The sequence below is a fragment of the Salinactinospora qingdaonensis genome, from assembly GCF_039539445.1.
GTDB lineage: Bacteria > Actinomycetota > Actinomycetes > Streptosporangiales > Streptosporangiaceae > Salinactinospora > Salinactinospora qingdaonensis.
Genome location: NZ_BAABDD010000010.1, coordinates 46,909 through 64,134, shown reverse-complemented (window position 1 = coordinate 64,134; position 17,226 = coordinate 46,909). Strand labels below are relative to the sequence as shown.

The 17,226-nt window shown below is 67.3% G+C and carries 17 protein-coding genes; all 17 read right to left on the bottom strand.

The window, feature by feature from the left end; all coding sequences use genetic code 11:
- Positions 1–50 precede the first annotated feature (50 nt).
- Positions 51–860: a F0F1 ATP synthase subunit delta gene (locus tag ABD848_RS12670; RefSeq protein ID WP_344971312.1), complete on the bottom strand. Its 810-nt coding sequence runs from the start codon at positions 858–860 to the stop codon at positions 51–53.
- Complete coding sequence (gene atpF, locus ABD848_RS12665) at positions 860–1,399, bottom strand: F0F1 ATP synthase subunit B (RefSeq protein WP_344971310.1); 540 nt, start codon at positions 1,397–1,399, stop codon at positions 860–862. The genes ABD848_RS12670 and atpF overlap by 1 nt, the downstream gene beginning before the upstream one ends.
- Positions 1,400–1,435: 36 nt before the next feature.
- A complete protein-coding gene (gene atpE / locus ABD848_RS12660) occupies positions 1,436–1,648 on the bottom strand; it encodes an ATP synthase F0 subunit C (protein WP_344971308.1) in 213 nt (70 codons plus the stop codon).
- A gap of 101 nt (positions 1,649–1,749) precedes the next feature.
- Entirely contained in the window at positions 1,750–2,610 is an 861-nt protein-coding gene (gene atpB, locus ABD848_RS12655) for a F0F1 ATP synthase subunit A (protein WP_344971305.1), read from the bottom strand.
- 93 nt (positions 2,611–2,703) lie between these two features.
- Positions 2,704–2,922, bottom strand: coding sequence for an AtpZ/AtpI family protein (locus tag ABD848_RS12650; protein ID WP_344971303.1), 219 nt, complete (start codon positions 2,920–2,922; stop codon positions 2,704–2,706).
- Between the two features lie 62 nt (positions 2,923–2,984).
- Entirely contained in the window at positions 2,985–3,401 is a 417-nt protein-coding gene (locus ABD848_RS12645; protein WP_344971301.1) for a hypothetical protein, read from the bottom strand.
- Between the two features lie 209 nt (positions 3,402–3,610).
- Positions 3,611–4,771, bottom strand: coding sequence for a glycosyltransferase family 4 protein (locus ABD848_RS12640; protein WP_344971299.1), 1,161 nt, complete (start codon positions 4,769–4,771; stop codon positions 3,611–3,613).
- 129 nt (positions 4,772–4,900) lie between these two features.
- Positions 4,901–5,716, bottom strand: a complete 816-nt coding sequence (locus tag ABD848_RS12635; RefSeq protein WP_344971297.1) for an L-threonylcarbamoyladenylate synthase — start codon at positions 5,714–5,716, stop codon at positions 4,901–4,903.
- Positions 5,717–5,763: 47 nt separating this feature from the next.
- On the bottom strand, positions 5,764–6,621 hold the full coding sequence (gene prmC / locus ABD848_RS12630; RefSeq protein ID WP_344971295.1) for a peptide chain release factor N(5)-glutamine methyltransferase: 858 nt from the start codon (positions 6,619–6,621) through the stop codon (positions 5,764–5,766).
- The gene (gene prfA, locus ABD848_RS12625; RefSeq protein ID WP_344971293.1) at positions 6,621–7,685 is read right to left on the bottom strand and encodes a peptide chain release factor 1; all 1,065 of its coding nucleotides are present in this window, start codon (positions 7,683–7,685) and stop codon (positions 6,621–6,623) included. The genes prmC and prfA overlap by 1 nt, the downstream gene beginning before the upstream one ends.
- 137 nt (positions 7,686–7,822) lie before the next feature.
- The gene (gene rpmE, locus ABD848_RS12620; RefSeq protein ID WP_344971290.1) at positions 7,823–8,035 is read right to left on the bottom strand and encodes a 50S ribosomal protein L31; all 213 of its coding nucleotides are present in this window, start codon (positions 8,033–8,035) and stop codon (positions 7,823–7,825) included.
- A gap of 255 nt (positions 8,036–8,290) precedes the next feature.
- Complete coding sequence (gene rho, locus ABD848_RS12615) at positions 8,291–10,363, bottom strand: transcription termination factor Rho (RefSeq protein ID WP_344971288.1); 2,073 nt, start codon at positions 10,361–10,363, stop codon at positions 8,291–8,293.
- A 437-nt stretch (positions 10,364–10,800) separates the two neighbouring features.
- Positions 10,801–11,763, bottom strand: a complete 963-nt coding sequence (gene thrB / locus ABD848_RS12610) for a homoserine kinase (protein WP_344971286.1) — start codon at positions 11,761–11,763, stop codon at positions 10,801–10,803.
- Positions 11,764–11,815: 52 nt separating this feature from the next.
- Positions 11,816–12,880: a threonine synthase gene (gene thrC / locus ABD848_RS12605; RefSeq protein WP_344971283.1), complete on the bottom strand. Its 1,065-nt coding sequence runs from the start codon at positions 12,878–12,880 to the stop codon at positions 11,816–11,818.
- Positions 12,881–13,337: 457 nt separating this feature from the next.
- The gene (locus tag ABD848_RS12600) at positions 13,338–14,315 is read right to left on the bottom strand and encodes a 3-methyladenine DNA glycosylase (RefSeq protein ID WP_344971281.1); all 978 of its coding nucleotides are present in this window, start codon (positions 14,313–14,315) and stop codon (positions 13,338–13,340) included.
- Between the two features lie 56 nt (positions 14,316–14,371).
- The gene (locus ABD848_RS12595) at positions 14,372–15,661 is read right to left on the bottom strand and encodes a homoserine dehydrogenase (protein ID WP_344971278.1); all 1,290 of its coding nucleotides are present in this window, start codon (positions 15,659–15,661) and stop codon (positions 14,372–14,374) included.
- 85 nt (positions 15,662–15,746) lie between these two features.
- Entirely contained in the window at positions 15,747–17,138 is a 1,392-nt protein-coding gene (gene lysA, locus ABD848_RS12590; RefSeq protein WP_344971275.1) for a diaminopimelate decarboxylase, read from the bottom strand.
- Positions 17,139–17,226 lie beyond the last annotated feature (88 nt).

Genomic DNA, 17,226 nt, shown 5'->3' with positions numbered 1-17,226 from the left:
GCGCCGCGTTGCCCGGCGCCGTGCGTCCTGCGGTTGCGTCATTCGTCGCGTCAGCGTGCCAAACGTCGGCGAACCTCGGCGAGTCGCCCGGCGATGGTGCCGTCGATGACCTCATCACCCACGCGGATGGACAGGCCGCCCACGACGTCGGGGGCGATTTCGATGTTCAGATGGATCGCCCGGTCGTACAGCCTGGTGAGCGTCTCTCGCAGCCGTGTCTGCTGCGTCTCGCTGAGAGGCACCGCGGTGCGCACGACAGCGATGTAGCGCTTGGCGCGCTCGGCTACGAGCTGACCGAAATGGTCGATGCTCTGTTCCAGCGTACGTCCCCGGGGACGGGTGACGGCCTCGGTGACCAGTACCAGCGTGGCCCCGCTGACCTTGCCGGAGAGCAGGTTTTCCACCAGAGTCCGCTTGTGCTCGACGGCGACCCCCTCTTGGGTGAGCGCCGCGCGCAGTTGCGGTTCGGCTGCGACGACGCGCCCGAACCGGAACAGCTCGTCTTCGAGCTCACCGAGACGTTGCGCCCCTTCGACACTGGCGACCGTAGCGAATACGGCCATCCGCTCAGCGGCTTCGACCAGGTCGCGACTGGTCGACCATTTGTTGCGGACGAGGTCGCCGGCCACGATGACCGTGGACGGCGACACCTTCGTCTCAAGAAGCTGACTGGTCAGCTCAGATTTGGCATTGGGATCGCCAGCCGGGTCGGCCAACCACCGCCGCAATGGGTGCTCCCGTTGCAGCAGATCCACGACCTCGAAGAGCTCGTGGCCCAATGTGACGGCGTTGGCCGACGGGAGGATGGCGTCCAGACGTGCGGTGACGTCTTCGAGGGAAGATCGGCTAATCCCGCGCATCAGCGCACCTCAGCTTGCTGTTGCGTGGTTTCGCTGGACTCCAGCTCGTCCAGGAACCGGTCGATGACGCGGCTCTGCGCCTCGCTGTCGCGCAGCGTCTCCCCGACGATACGGGTGGCGAGGTCGGTGGAGAGAGCGCCGATCTCGTTGCGGAGCTGGGCCAGCGCGTGCTGGCGGTCGGCCTCGATCTGGGCGTGTGCGGCGTCGATGACGCGACGTGCCTCGACCTGGGCTTCCTCACGCGCCTCCGCGATGATGGCGGCGCGCTGCTCCTTAGCTTTCTCCAGCTCTTGGGCGTACTGGCGGTGCGCCTCGTCGAGCTTCTCGCGATACTGCTGCCGGATCTCCTCGGCTTCGGCCTCGGCCTTGCGCGCACGCTCGATGCCACCCTCGATCTGGTTGGCACGCTCGTCCAGCGCCGTTGAAAGCCGCGGCCACATCCGATAGACGACGCCGAGGACGATCAAGAAGGCGATAAAGCCGAAAACGAACTCGTCCAGGTGAATCCGGAGGACGTTTTCCTCGGCTGCCAGAATCATGGCTGGCATCCCTTCGCGCTCGTAGGGCCGGGGTGACTACTGGAGGATGAACGCGAGGACGAAACCCAGCAGGGCAAGCGCCTCGATGACGGCGAAACCGATCAGCATCTGCGCCTGCAAAATGCCGCGAGCCTCGGGCTGGCGGGCGATGGCCTGCACGCCAAGACCGAAGATGATGCCCACGCCGATGCCGGGGCCGATAGCGGCGAGGCCGTAGCCGATGACGTTCAGGCTGCCAGCGATCTCCATTGATGTTTCCTTACTTGAGAACACGCCGACGGGCAGGAGTGCCGTCGAACTGACTTGTTTCCAATGGGGTCAAGAGGGTGTGCGGGGGTGGCTGAAGCCGGTTAGTGCGCACCCTCAATGGCCTCACCGATGTAGACGGAGGCCAGCATGACGAACACGTATGCCTGGAGAGCCATGATGAACAGCTCAAAGCCCGTGAAGACGAGGAAGGCGAGCAGGGACAGCCCCGAGTAACCAACGGAGACCACGCTGAGCAGCCCGCCCGCGTTCAGGTTGAACAGGTAGAACCCGCCCGCGGCGAACACCGCGAGCAGAAGGTGACCGGCGAGCATGGTGGCGAACAGCCGCAGCGCGTGGGTCACGGGCCGGAAGACGAAGTTCGAGACGATCTCGATCGGCACGAGCAGCGGCAGAATCCACACGGGGGCGCCGGAGGGGACGACCTTGCCTTTGACGAAGGAGCCGAACCCGTGCTCGCGGATGCCGATGACATTCCACAGCACGTAGACGAACAGCGCCAGCACCGCCGGATAGGCGAGATTACTGGTGACCGGGAGCTGCGCACCGGGGATGAGGCCCATGACGTTCATAACGAAGATGAACGTGAACAGGGCGAGCATCAGCGGGAGGTACTTGTCGCCGGCCTTGCCCATGCCCGGCCTGACCACCTGGTCACGGATGAAGGCGACGAGCAGCTCGGCGATGGACTGCCCCCGGCCGGGGACGATCTTGGCCTTGCGCGTGGTGAAGAACCAGAAGGCCATCACCAGGAGCACCGACAGCACCAGCAACACCGTGTACTTGGTGAAGCCCGACGTCAGCGGGAGGCCGAAGGACGCCCACGGCTCAGGGAAGAACAGGCCGATGCCGGGGGAGACTTCCTGGAAGCCACACTGGTTCTCGCCGAAGATGTGGCAATTCTCTTCGGCCGCCAGGGAGATGGTGCGCACGTCAGCACTCACGGCGAACCCTTTCGTCGTGACGCAACTGAAAACCTCGTTTGTGTGAACGGCTCTTCACCGCAAAGTCACGGCGAGCCAGCCGGTATGGACGGTTCAGGACCGGATGAACTGCACGTAGATCAGGTAAACCGCAAGGGCCAAGCCGAGCAGCACCCCGATGGGTAAGAACAGCGCCTGAAAGTCCAAAGCCTGATCCGCTAGCCAGCCCAGACCGCCCCAGACGGCCATGCCCGCCAACAGATAAGCGATGACCGACGCGGGGTCGACATTGCGTTCGCCCGAGTTTCGGGCGGCCCCCTGACGGTCGCTCATCTCGCTCCGGAATCTAACAGTTGGCGTTGACGGTCCACACATCTCCCCTCGCCACGGCAGACTCAACGCTGCTCCCCAAGGGTTTCGGTCGGATCAACGTAGAGCCGCTTCTCAGTGGTGAGGGCGCGCATGTGAGCTCCCATCCAGACTACGGCGCAGATCGCAGTGGTCAGCGCGAAGGCCTCACCGTCGAACGCGGTCGTGCCCCCGAACATGACCAGAAGCACGCCGAGAACCAGGACCTTACCGGCGTAGGTGCCCAGGCCGGCGGCGAAGAGGGCCCGAGGGCCAATGCTTCCCGCCCAGGCCACGGCGGCGGAACTGACGGCGAAGAACGCGACGACCAGCGCGGTCGCACAGGCGGCTCCCAACAGCCCCTGGAGCCCTTCAAACGCGAACGCCACAGCCATAGCGGCTGCCCCGACCAGGACGGTCGGGATCGCAGCGCCCCGGCGAATCCGGGCGTCGGGTTCCCGCATAAGAAGAGACTCCGGTGCTGTTCAGTGAAGTGCCTGCTCGTGAAAGCTATCACAAGGTTTCTGGAACCGGTTGTGCACCTAACTTTACGCAGTCCTTACGCCTGGGAAAAACCCCATGCCACACGGAGATTTCACCATCATTGTCGGATATGTCACCAGATTGTCATACGGCACCGAGGCGTGAACATCGGGTGACATCACCGTAGGTCTCAGCCAGGAGACGTTGAGGTGTGATCTTCTGTGACCTGGCCTGTCGCCGTGGCCTTGGCGAGCTCACGGCGACGGCGCAGCCGGGGCAGCGTAATCAGTCCCATGGCACACAGCGCCACCAGCGTGGTTACGGCCAGCACGATGAACGGAGCGTTAAAGATCGACAACGCCACCGAGGCGAACGCGATGATGGCCGCCCACAGGTACATGAGCAGCACCGCGCGCCGGTGCGAGTGGCCCAACTCCAGCAGCCGGTGGTGCAGGTGCTTCTTGTCGGGAGCAAACGGCGACTTGCCGGCAAGTGTGCGCCGTACGACCGCGAGCACCAGGTCAGCCAGCGGCAGCGCCAAGACCAGCAGCGGAAGGAGAGTCGGCAGGAAGACCACCAGACCGCCGGCGTTGAAGTCGCGCGAAGAGTTGGCGTCGAACTGACCGGTGACCGTGATCGTGATCGAGGCGAGCAGCAATCCGATGAGCATCGCCCCGGTGTCGCCCATGAAAACCCGGGCCGGGTTGAAGTTGTGCAGCAGGAAACCGACACACACCCCCGCCAGGCAGATGGCGATCATCGCCGGATAGGACTGGCGGTCGAACCCCTTGTCGACCGCCACGACGTAGTAGTAGGCGAAGAACGCGAACGCCGAGATCGCCACGATGCCGGCAGCCAGCCCATCGAGACCGTCAGCGAAGTTCACAGCGTTGATCGTGATCACGATCAACAGCACCGACAGCACGGTCCCCAACTGCGGGCCCAGCACGAAGGTGGTGCCAGGTAAGGGCAGCCACAGCAACTGCACCCCGCGCCAGACGAGGATGCCGGCCGCCGCGATCTGGCCCGCCATCTTGCTGATGGGGTCCATGCCCCACCGGTCGTCGACGATGCCGATGACCGTGATGAGACCGCCGGCCATGAGTAGCCCCTGCCAGGTGCGGTCGAGGAAGACCTCCTGTAAGTGCGGCAACTGCGCGGAGATGAGCAACGCGGCGGCGAACCCGCCGTACATGGCGATACCGCCCATACGCGGGACCGGTTCGCTGTGGACATCGCGGGCGCGCACGGGCGGTACCGCTCCGAACGCGATCGCCGCGCGGCGGACGAAGGGGGTCAACAGGTAGGTGACCGCTACGGCGATGACGAAAGTGAGCGCGTACTCACGCACGGCTGTCCCATCCGCCTTCCAGACACGGGATACACGCCGGCCGGAATGCCGGCGCGGGGGAAATCAACGAGTGCCCATGACGCTAGCACTACTTTCGGCCGCCGTGTGGCCGCGTTGGGAAGCGGCGCGTCAGTTTGGGGCGGTGGTGTCGCCGCCGACTCCGTTGGCTGAAGCGGCGCCGTTGGCCTCGGCACGCGAGGCCGTGTCGGTCTCGCCTCCCTCGGCTGCGCCGGTGTCGGCGGCGTCGCTGCCGGCGTCGGGCGTGCGCGGCGGCGCGGACTGCTCTGGGCTGCTCTGGGGCTCGGCGAGCACGGTCGAGCACACCGCGCGCAACTGTTCCACGGAAATGGCGCCCGAACGCAGCACCCGCGGCACCGCGTAGGTCAGATCCACGATCGTGGAGGGCACGCTCGCGTCGTCACAGGGGCCGCCGTCGAGATAGACGGCGACACTGTCGCCGAGTTGCTCCCGGGCCTGCTCGACCGTTGTCGCGGCGGTCTCCCCGGAGCGGTTGGCGCTGCTGACCGCCATCGGACCGACGTCTTTGAGGAGCTCCAGCGCCACCTCGTGCATGGGCATCCGCACCGCCACGGTGCCCTTAGTGTCGCCCAGATCCCACGAGAGGCTGGGCACGGCGGCGCAGACGATCGTCAGCGGCCCGGGCCAGAACTCGTCGATGAGGTCCTGGCCGTAGGAGCCGAGGTCGTCGATGAGGGCGTGCGCGGCACGCACCGACCCCACGAGCACGGGCGGGGGCATCTCCCGGCCGCGCCCCTTGGCGTCGAGCAGCGCGCGCACAGCCGTGGGGTTGAAGGCGTCAGCGCCGATACCGTAGACGGTGTCGGTCGGCAGCACGGCCAACTCCCCCTTGCGCACCGTGGAGGCGGCGTCGAGGAGACCGGCGCTGCGTTCGTCGTCGACTGCGCAGTTGTAGCTGCGACTCATGACATTGGCCTTTCCGGAAAGGTTCGCGGGGCTGGCTCCCGCTCCGGTCACTCGTCGGCTCTGCGCGCGACCACGAATCGGTCGCGCCGGGCCAGGTCTTTACGGTTACGCACGTCGCGCCACCCCAACTCCTCCGGGAAGATGCGTGGGATATCGATCCCCTGACCGTCGCCGTGCTCGACGGCCAGACAGCCCCCCGGACGCAGCAGCCGCCGCCCGACGCCCTCCAACTCCCGGATGGCGTCCAATCCGTCACGACCCGCCCACAGCGCGGGCGCGGGGTCGTAGTGGCCCACCTCCGGCGGCACACGCTCGGCACCCTCGGTGGGCACGTAGGGCGGGTTGCTGATGAGGAGGTCGACGCGGCCCTCGAAATCGGGAAGCGCGCTGCGCATGTCGTCCTGCTGGGCGATGACACGATCGCCGTGGCCACTGGCGGCGATATTGCGTTTAGCCCAATTCAGCGCCTCGGGATCGACGTCGAGAGCGTACACGCGCGAGCGCGGCACCTCCTGGGCGATGGAGATGGCGATCGCACCGGAGCCGGTCCCCACGTCTACGACCAACGGGTCGGCGACATCCATGGCGCGCAGCGTGTCGATAGCCCAGCCCACCATGATCTCGGTCTCGGGACGCGGCACGAAGACGCCCGGCCCCACCGCCAACTCCAGGTAGCGGAAATAGGCTCGACCCGTGATGTGTTGCAGAGGTTCGCGCGCCTCCCGGCGGGCCACGCACTCCCAGTACAGCGCGTCGAAGTCACTATCGGGTACCTGATGTAACTGCCCTCGACGAACACCGTGCACGAACGCCGCGAGTTCCTCGGCGTCGGCACGGGGCGAGGCAACGCCGGCATCGGCCAGCCGCAGCGTGGCCCGCGCTACCTCGTCGAGCAGGAAGTTCATTACGAGGCTTGCTCCAGCCTCTCCTTGGTGTCGGCCTCGATGAGGGCCGTCAGCACCGCGCCCAACTCACCGTCGAGTACCTGGTCAAGGTTGTAGGCCTTGTAGCCCACGCGGTGGTCGGAGATTCGGTTCTCCGGGAAGTTGTAGGTACGGACCCGCTCGGAGCGGTCGACGGTGCGCACCTGGCTCTTGCGCTCGGCCGCGGCCTCGGCGTCGGCTGCGGCTTGGGCCTCGGCGAACAGGCGGGCCCGCAGAATACGCATCGCCTGCTCCTTGTTTTGCAACTGGCTCTTCTCGTTCTGGCAGGAGACGACGATGCCGGTGGGCAGGTGGGTGATCCGTACCGCCGAGTCGGTGGTGTTGACGCTTTGCCCCCCGGGCCCCGACGAGCGGAAGACGTCGATACGCAGGTCGTTTTCGTGGATTTCGACCTCGATCTCCTCGGCCTCGGGCACGACCAGCACGCCGGCCGCTGAGGTGTGAATCCGTCCCTGGGACTCGGTGACGGGGACACGCTGCACCCGGTGGACCCCGCCCTCGAACTTGAGTTGGGTCCACACTCCTCGGCCGGGCTCACTAGCGCCCTTGGCCTTGAAGCCGATGGTGATGTCCTTGTAGCCCCCCAGGTCGGACAGGGTGGAGCTGATGATCTCGGTCTTCCACCCCTGCTGCTCGGCGTAGCGCAGGTACATCCGCACGAGGTCGCCGGCGAACAACGCGGACTCCTCGCCGCCCTCCCCGGCTTTGACCTCCATGATGACGTCCTTGGCGTCGTTGGGGTCGCGGGGGATGAGGAGCTGGCGCAGCCGCTCGGTCAGCTCCTCTTGCTGCTTGACGAGCTGCTCGGCCTCTTCAGCGAAGGCGGCGTCTTCCACCGCGAGCTCGCGGGCGGTTTCAAGGTCGGTCTCGACCTGCATCAGCTCCCGGTAGGCGCCGACGATGGGGGTGAGCTCGGAATAGCGCCGCCCCAGTCTGCGGGCGTGGGCCGGGTCGGCGTGTACCGCGGGGTCGGCGAGCTGCTGCTCCAGCTCGTAGTACTCGCCGAGAAGGTCGTCCAGCTTCACTTCGTCGCACCTCGGATGAGCGTCGTAGAACCATCGTGCTCACCCGTGCATCGGGCGGGCACGCTGTCGAGAACCACGGGACGGCGCCGGTCCCGCCACCGCTGACGCGCGCGATCCGGCGCCGATGCCGGCGGACGCTACTTGTTGCGCTTGCCGAAGCGCTTCTCGAAACGGGCGACCCGACCGCCGGTGTCCAGGATCTTCTGCTTACCCGTGTAGAAGGGGTGGCAGGCCGAGCAGATGTCGGCGCGGATGACACCATCGGTCGCGGTGCTGCGCGTGGTGAAGCTGTTACCGCAGGCACAGGTCACCGTGGTGACGACATAGTCAGGGTGGATGTTGGGTTTCACGTGGATTCTCCTCGCTAAAGGCGGCGCCGGGCGCATACGGCCGGTTGTGGCCGGCTTTCTCCGTGAAGTGGGCATGCGGGAACCGGTACCGCGGCGTTCGATACCCCAGTTTGCCAGATTGTGAAACCTGAAGTGACCGGCGTGTATTCCCATGCAGCGGACTGACTGGGGCAGCAGGGCCGGGGACAACGTTTCCGGCGCACGGCGGCGTCCGTCTCCTCGGGTGAGCGAGACGCCGCCGTGGTCGCGGGGAGGTCAGTCGTTACTGCCACCGACCGTGGTCTTTTGCACCTGAAGCAGGAACTCGGCGTTGCTCTTGGTGTCCTTCATCCGGTCCAAGAGCAGCTCCAGCGCCTGCTGCGTGTCGAGAGCCTGCAACACCCGGCGCAGCTTCCAGATGATGTTGAGCTCCTCGCCCGACATCAGGATCTCTTCCTTACGGGTGCTGGAGGCGTCGACATCGACAGCGGGGAAGATCCGCTTGTCAGCGAGCTGCCGGTTGAGCTTGAGCTCCATGTTGCCGGTGCCCTTGAACTCCTCGAAGATGACCTCGTCCATGCGCGAGCCGGTTTCGACCAGCGCCGTGGCCAAGATCGTCAGGGAGCCGCCGTGCTCAATGTTGCGGGCGGCACCGAAGAACCGCTTCGGCGGGTAGAGCGCGGTGGAGTCGACACCACCGGAAAGGATGCGCCCGCTCGCCGGGGCGGCGAGGTTGTAGGCACGACCGAGCCGGGTGATGGAGTCAAGGAGCACGACGACGTCCAGCCCCATCTCGACGAGGCGCTTGGCCCGCTCGATGGCCAGCTCCGCGACGGTGGTGTGGTCCTCGGCCGGCCGGTCGAAGGTGGAGTTGATGACCTCCCCCTTGACCGTGCGCTGCATGTCCGTGACCTCTTCTGGCCGCTCGTCGACGAGGACGACCATCAGGTGGCACTCGGGGTTGTTCTCAGTGATGGCGTTGGCGATGGACTGCAACACCATCGTCTTACCGGCCTTGGGGGGCGAGACGATGAGACCGCGCTGTCCCTTGCCGATGGGCGAGATGAGGTCGATGATGCGGGTCATCATGACGCTCGGCTCGGTCTCCAACCGCAGCCGCTCTTGTGGGTAGAGCGGAACCAGCTTGGAGAAGTCGGGACGGCCGCGGGCCTGGTCGGGCGCCATGCCGTTGATGGTGTCGAGCCGCACCAAGGCGTTGAACTTCTCGCGGCGCTCGCCCTCGCGCGGCTGGCGCACCGCACCGGTGATGGCATCGCCCTTGCGCAGGTTGTTCTTGCGCACCTGGGCGAGCGAGACGTAGACGTCGTTGGCCCCGGGCAGGTAGCCGGTGGTGCGCACGAAGGCGTAGTTGTCGAGGATGTCGAGGATGCCGGCGACGGGCAGCAAGACATCGTCGTCGTTGATCACCGGCTCGGTGTCTTGGCGGTCGCGCCCTCGGCGGTCGCGGCGATCACGCCGGCGACCGCGCCGGCGACCTCCACTACCACCGAAGTCGTCGTCGCCATCGTTGCGGTTGCCATCGTTGCGGTTGTCGTTACGGTTACCGCTCTGCGACTGCTGCTGCTGTTCTTGGGCGCTGTTGTCGTCGCGGTTGCGGTTACGGCGATTACGCTGGCGGTCGCGGCCTCCGCCACCCTGGCCGTTGGAGCCCTGTTGCTGTCCTTGGCTCTGTCGACTCGAGTCGCCGCCGCTGGTCTGGGGGGTACTGGATGTCTTGGTCACGCTGCTCGCGGAAGTAGAGGTGTCAGGGCCGTCGGTCGGCGCCTCGGACCCACCGGCTTCGTCGCCGCGACGGCGAGCGGAGCGGCGGCTCCGTGTGGACTTGTCAGGACGCTCGGCCGATTCCGTGGCTTGCTCGCCAGTGGAGGCTGGAGCCGTATCCGGCGCGACTGCCCCGGCTTCGTCCTTCGTGGCCTTGCCTTCACTGGCTTGGCTGCCTTCGCTGGTACCGGCCTTCTTCGTTGACCGGCGGCCCGAAGGTGAACCATCGGTAGCGTCGACCTTACCGGCTTCACCGTCATCTTCGGTGGTTTTCGCGGACTTCGACGTCTGCGGAGCGCTGACCGGACCACCCTGCTTAGCCTCGATGGCCGCGATGATGTCGTTCTTGCGCATGCGCCCCGTGCCCGTGATCCCCAGGCTCGACGCCAATCGCTGGAGTTCAGTGAGCTTCAACGCGGCCAGGCCAGTACCGCTGGCAGAGCGGCGCGACCGCGATGACGTGCTCTTGCCGGCTGGGGGCGCGGCGTCGCCGGCTTCCGCGCCGGACGTGGCTGGATTCTGTGTATCGACCGCCGCATCCGGGTGGAGTTCGGTGGTGTCGCTCACTAAGGGTCCTTCCCAAGGAGCGGGCTGGAACCGCTGTCGTAACCATGAACGGTCAGCCCGGTGGTGCGAACCGGCAGGGGCCGGGTCGGATGTGCCCCACGTGGATGTCGGGATCCGTCGTTGCGAACGGCCCCGTTACCCAAGCGCGGCGGGCTGTGGGTATGGCCAGATGTCGAGGCGATGGACTCGAAAACGCTGCCCGTAGACCATCCTGTCGTTCGTGCGCGAGGACGAGACTTCGGTGGAGCGGGCAGAGCCACGGCCGAGCCGCGAACTCAACACAGTGGCAACCGTGCGCAGCGCTGGCGTGGAAAGAACCACTTGCGCGAAACGCGCGGAAGACACTGCGGCGGATGAGCACTCGCCCCGCGTTGGGGCATCTGGTGCTTCATCCAGCCTAACACCACCGGAGCCCACAGCTATTCCTCGGCACACGTCTATGAACGGGGAGAACTGATACACACCCCTGCCGGATCGATTTTTAAGGGGCGTATGTGCCATCCCGTACCCGCTCGGCGTTGGATTGAATCAAATAAATCCCCACTGATTTGAACGGGATCTCCCGGAGCGGCATCCGTATGGCACAACACCAGCACACTGGGGCCCGCCCCGGAGACGACCGCGGGAAGCCCCTCATGCTCGCGCAACGCATGGATCAACGCGGCGCTGGCGGGCATGGCGGGGGCCCGATAGGACTCGTGCAGTCGATCTTCAGTGGCCGCCAGCAACAACTCCGGATGCCCAGACAGCGCCGCCACGAGCAGCGCCGCCCGCCCTGCGGTAAACGCGGCGTCGCCGTGGGAGACCGTGTCCGGTAGCAGGCCGCGCGCGGCTTCAGTGGACAGTTGCTCGGAGGGCACGCACACCACCGGCGTCAGGTGCGCGGTAGCCGCCAGCGGCACCGCCCGCCACGTCCGCTCACCGCTCCAGGCGATCGTGAAACCGCCGTAGACGCAGGGGGCGACGTTGTCGGGATGGCCCTCGACCTCGGCGGCGACCTGAAAGATCCGATCCCGATCGAGGTCGCCGCTGCGCGGATCGCCCTTGCCCAACAGGACACTGGCCGCGGTAACGCCGGCGACGATCGCCGAGGCCGACGAGCCCAGGCCGCGGCCGTGGGGAACCGCATTGCGGCAGTGCAACTCCACTCCCGGCAGCGGACGGCCCGCGGCGTGGTAAGCGGCCCGCATGGCGCGGACAACCAGATGGGACGGGTCGGCCGGCACGTCGTCGGCCCCCTCCCCCTCCACCGAGACCACCACGCGCTCGTCGTCGCGGACACGGACATCGACCTCGTCGTGCAGCCACAGGGCCAAGCCGAGCGCGTCAAACCCCGGCCCCAGATTCGCACTGGTAGCGGGGGTGCGGACGCGCACAGCCAATGGACCGGGCTCGGGCATGGGGCGCCTCCGAAACAGGTGTGGCGGGGGATCGAACGGGGCGAAGCGCGGGTCAGGCCAGTCCCAACGCGGTCGCCGCCGAGTGGGCGTCGACGGGGATCGTGGTGGCTGAGGAGGCGCCGGCCAGCGCCCAGTCCGGGTCCTTGAGGCCGTTTCCGGTGACCGTGCACACGACCCGCGTACCGCGCTCGATGTGCCCCGACTCCACGGCCTGCATGAGACCGGCGACGCTGGCGGCCGAGGCCAACTCCACGAACACGCCTTCCTCCGCGGCGAGCAGCCGGTAGGCGGCCAGGATACGGCGGTCGGTGACTGCGTCGATTCGGCCGCCCGAATCGTCGCGTGCCTTCTCGGCCAGCGCCCACGATGCGGGGTTGCCGATGCGGATGGCCGTGGCGATGGTGCGGGGATGGGTGACGGGGGCCCCGTTGACGATCGGGGCCGAGCCGCTGGACTGGAAGCCGAACATCCGCGGCACGCGCGTGGTGAACCCGTCGGCGGCGTACTCTTGGTAGCCCATCCAGTAGGCGCTGATATTGCCGGCGTTGCCCACCGGCAGGCAGTGGACCTCGGGGGCGTCCCCGAGCGTGTCGACGACCTCGAAGGCCGCGGTCTTTTGCCCCTGGAGTCGGTAGGGGTTAACGGAATTGACGAGGGCCACCGGGTAGTCGACCGAAAGCTTGCGCGCGAGTTCGAGACAGTCGTCGAAGTTGCCGTCGACCTGGAGCAGCTTGGCGCCGTGGATGAGGGCTTGAGCGAGCTTGCCCATCGCGATCTTGCCCTGTGGGATCAGCACGGCACAGGTCATGCCGGCGCGCACAGCGTAGGCGGTCGCGCTGGCGCTGGTGTTGCCTGTCGAGGCGCAGATGACCGCTTTGGCTCCCTCCTCAGCGGCTCGGGAGATCGCCACGGTCATGCCGCGGTCCTTAAACGAACCGGTGGGGTTGAGCCCCTCGACCTTGAGCAGCACCTCGCAGCCGGTCAGCTCCGAGACGCGGTGGGCCGGCAGCAGCGGAGTACCACCTTCGAGCAGGGTGATGGCGGGGGCCGTCTCAGGTATGGGGAGCCGGTCCCGGTACTCATCGATGACTCCACGCCAGGAACGGGACGTACGCACAGGGGCCTCCGAAGGCGGTACTACGAACGGCGTCTTCAGCCGCGGGACGCGACGGTGCGACTATGTGCACGCGATCGTGACGCCAATCGCACGCCGGCGACGAGAGAAACGGCGGATTCGCGCGTTCACTGACAGGCCCAGTCTACGACGCTGTAGGAGCTGCTCCGACTCCGTCTCAGGTCGTGGAACAGGGCCCCGAAACCGCAGCGCCCCAGGGGCGGGCATGACTGGTAACACCGCACCGCAGCAAGGCCCCCAAGGGGCGGAGCGGCCCCGACGATCGAGCACATGAACTCGGCCGAAGCCGCCCACCCCCTGGTTCCCGCCAGGACGTCGGTGCCCGCAGCGCGGCGGCCCCGCTCCCCACACCGGCGAGCACGCCCGTTCGTGACCGAAAATCAACAAGACCGCAATCTCGCCTCCAACCCGGGAGCCTGCCGCTCTCCCGGCAGGCAGGTCAGCGCTGCCCCGCCTCTCCGGGGGCAACACCGCCGTGGGCGAGGAGCAGGCGGCACTGGTGCAGCAACCGGCGGCGCAACACCCCTGCGCGTTCGGCGAACTCGCGCTGCTGGGCGATGTAGTCGGCCTTACCCGCCGAGGTCTCGATCGGGACCGGAGAGTAGCCGTACTCGCTCAGGTCATAGGGGGAAGCGCGCATATCCAGGACACGAACGTCGCGGGCCAACTCGAAACAGTCGACGACCAACTCGCTGGGGATGGCCGGAGACAGCTTGTAGGCCCACTTGTACAGGTCCATGTTGGCGTGCAGACACCCCGGCTGCTCGTTGGCGACCTGATCGGCACGGGTGGGGGCCAACCGGTTGCGCGGGCGAGCCGCGGCGGTGAAGAAGCGGTAGGCGTCGTAGTGCGAACAGCGGATCGAATGGGACTCGACCACGGCGTCGGTACCGGCCCTCCCCAACCGCAGGGGCAGTCCGGAATGACGTAGCTGGTCAGCGGAACAGCGGTAGACCATAGCCCACTCGTGCAGCCCGAAACAGCCCAGGTGGGCGGGGCGCGCGTCGGTAGCGGCCAGCAACCCCATCACGAAGTCGACCGTGGCACCCCGCTCGGCCAGGAACGCTTCGACGTCCAGCGCCGCTCCCGCGCCGCGGCCCCCACCTGCCACGGGAGCCGCGGCCGCGCGATACCACCGCCAGGCGGCGCGCTGCTGCGCCCGCTGCCCGAGGAGCACGACGCCAGGGCCGCAGTGCCAGCGCCGCAACCGGCCCGGCGGGAAGCTGTAGTAGGTGAACAGGAAATCTTCCACCGGGTGGGAGCGCCCCTCGGCGCGGCGGTGCCGGTGCTCCCGCGTCACTTCGTCGACGCGACGCTGGTGCAGCTCCTCGCGGTGGCGCCACTGTTCCTCGTCGATGACGGTGACGGGGGGCTGTGCCACTTCTTGCTGTGTTGGCTGGTCAGACGTACTGGTCATCGGCTACGAGGTGCTTTCCTGCGGTTAGGCGAGCGCCGCGCGGGGCCGGCGCCAGGTCAGTGCTGGAAGGCTTCCACCCGCATGACGCTGGCCACGGCGCGGACCATGTCGAGAGTGCGCAGTTGCTCCACCGTCCTGGCCAGGGCAGCGTCGGGCGCTTGATGGCTGACGAGAACGAGTTGAGCGTCCTCGCCGTGGCCCTCCTGGCGCACGTTCTTAATGGAGACGCCGTTGGCGGCGTAAACCTCGGCCACGGCGGCGAGCACCCCGGGCCGGTCGGCGACGTCAAGCGCCACGTGGTAGCGCGTGACGGTCTCCCCCATGGGGTGAACGGCCAGCACCGAGTCGTCGTCGCCGTCCGCGGCGAACGTGCCGGCGCGGCGGTTACGGGCGATGGCCACGACATCGCCCAGTACAGCGCTGGCTGTGGGCGAGCCTCCGGCGCCGGCCCCGTAGAACATGAGCCGCCCCGCCGACTCGGCCTCGACGAACACCGCGTTGTAGGCCTCTTTGACGTTGGCCAGCGGGTGCTCGCGCGGCAGCATCACCGGATGGACCCGCACCCCCACCGACGCGCCGTCCTCGGAACGCTGACAGATCGCCAGGAGCTTCACCACACACCCCATAGCCTGTGCGCTGACGATGTCGCCGGCGGTGACCTCGGTGATGCCTTCCCGGTGGACGTCGGCGGCCGTGACCGGCGTGTGGAACGCCAATCGCGCCAAGATGGCGGCCTTGGCCGCGGCGTCGAACCCCTCGACGTCGGCGGTGGGGTCGGACTCGGCGTAGCCCAGCGCCTGCGCCTCCTCCAAGGACTCCGCGAACCCGGCGCCCAGAGCGTCCATGCGGTCGAGGATGTAGTTGGTCGTACCGTTGACGATGCCCAGCACCCGGTTGATCCGGTCACCGGCCAGCGAGTCGCGCAGCGGGCGCAGCAGCGGGATCGCCCCGGCCACGCTCGCCTCGTAGTAGATGTCGACTCCGGCGTCGCGGGCGGCGTCGTGGATCACCTCGCCGTCTTCGGCCAGCAGCGCCTTGTTGGCGGTCACGACGGACTTACCGGCCTTGACCGCCGCCAGGATCAGCGAACGCGCCGGCTCGATACCGCCGATGACCTCGACGACGAGATCGATGTCGGGGCGTGTCACCAGGCTCATGGCATCGGTGGTGAACAGTTCCGGGTCCAGGCCGGTGTCGCGGACACGCCCGGTCCGGCGCACCGCGATCCCCCCGATCTCCAGGGGTGTTCCGATGCGGGCGGCGAGTTCCGTCGACTGCTCGTTCATCAGTCGCACGACTTCTGAGCCCACAACGCCGCAGCCCAACAGGGCCACCTTCAGTGCCATAGGGGGGAGACTCCCAGTCTTGTCTTCTTCGGTCGGCTCTTCGCGGTTCGGTGTCACCCGTGGCGCCCAGCGGCGCCGGCTGAACTCAGCCTACGTCCAGGCGGAGGAGATCCTCTTCGGTCTCTCGCCGGACGAGCGTGCGCGCCCGCCCCTCACGCACCGCGACAAGAGCCGGCCTGGGCAAATAGTTGTAGTTACTGGCCATGGAGTGACAGTAGGCGCCCGTGGCCGCCACGGCGACCAGGTCACCGGCACCCACGTCCGCCGGAAGGTAAAGGTCGCGGACGATCATGTCGCCGCTCTCGCAGTGCTTGCCCACCAGCCGGGAGAGCATGGGGGAGGCGTCGCTGGCGCGCGAGGCGAGCACACACGTGTACTCGGCGCCGTAGAGAGCGGTACGGATGTTGTCGCTCATGCCGCCATCGACGCTGACGTAGCTGCGCAGCCCCTCGACGTCCTTGACGGTGCCGACCTCGTAGAGGGTGACCCCGGCCGGCCCGGCGATCGCGCGGCCCGGCTCCACGGCGATCCGCGGCATGGGCAGCCCGTTGGCCTCGCATTCGCGCTGGACGATGGTGAGCAGGCTGTCCGCGATGGTCTTGGGTTCTTGGGGAGTGTCGCCGGTGACGTAGGCGATCCCCAGCCCGCCGCCCAAGTTGAGCTCGCTGAGCACCACCCCGTGTTCGGTGTGGATCTGGGTGAGCAAGCGCGTCAACCGGCGCGCGGCCACCTCGAAACCGTCGGTGGTGAAGATCTGGGAACCGATATGGGAGTGCAGCCCAACCAGGTTCAGATGCCGGGAGGCGATCACCCGACGGACGGCCTCGGCGGCGGCACCGCTGCTGAGCGCCAACCCGAACTTCTGGTCGTCGTGAGCGGTGGCCACGAACTCGTGGGTATGGGCCTCGACCCCAGTGGTGACCCGTACCAGCACCTCGGGAGTACGGCCGTACTCGGCGGCGATCTGTTCGAGCCGCTCGATCTCGGCGAAGGAGTCGATGACGATCCGGCCGACGCCGACGTCGACCGCGCGAGCGAGTTCGGCCCGCGACTTGTTGTTGCCGTGCATACCAAGGCGCGCGGGCGGTACACCGGCAGCCAGCGCCACGGCGAGTTCACCGGCGCTACAGACGTCGATCTTGAGACCTTCCTCGTGCGCCCAGCGAGCGACCGCCTTGGTGAGCAGGGCCTTGCCGGCGTAGTAGACCTCAGCGTCGACATCGCTGAAAGCCAACTGGTAGTCGCGGGCGCGAGTCCGAAAGTCGTCCTCGTCGAGCGCGTAGAGCGGCGTGCCGAACTGTTCAGCGAGCTCGCTCACCCTGACCCCACCGATCGTCAACTCGCCACCGACGCGCTTAGCCGTGGTGGGCCAAATGACCGGGTCAAGCTCGGTGAGGTCGTGGGAAGGAAGCGGCGGATGGTCCTCGGGCAGCACTTCGGCGTGGCGCGGACCTGCCGGATGGGCGTTACGGCTCATGGGCGAACAGACTCTCGCTGGGTTGAGTAGGGCATGGCTGAAGTTGGCGGGCGGGCACAAAGCGGCGGAGCGCGTGCGGCAGGACGCA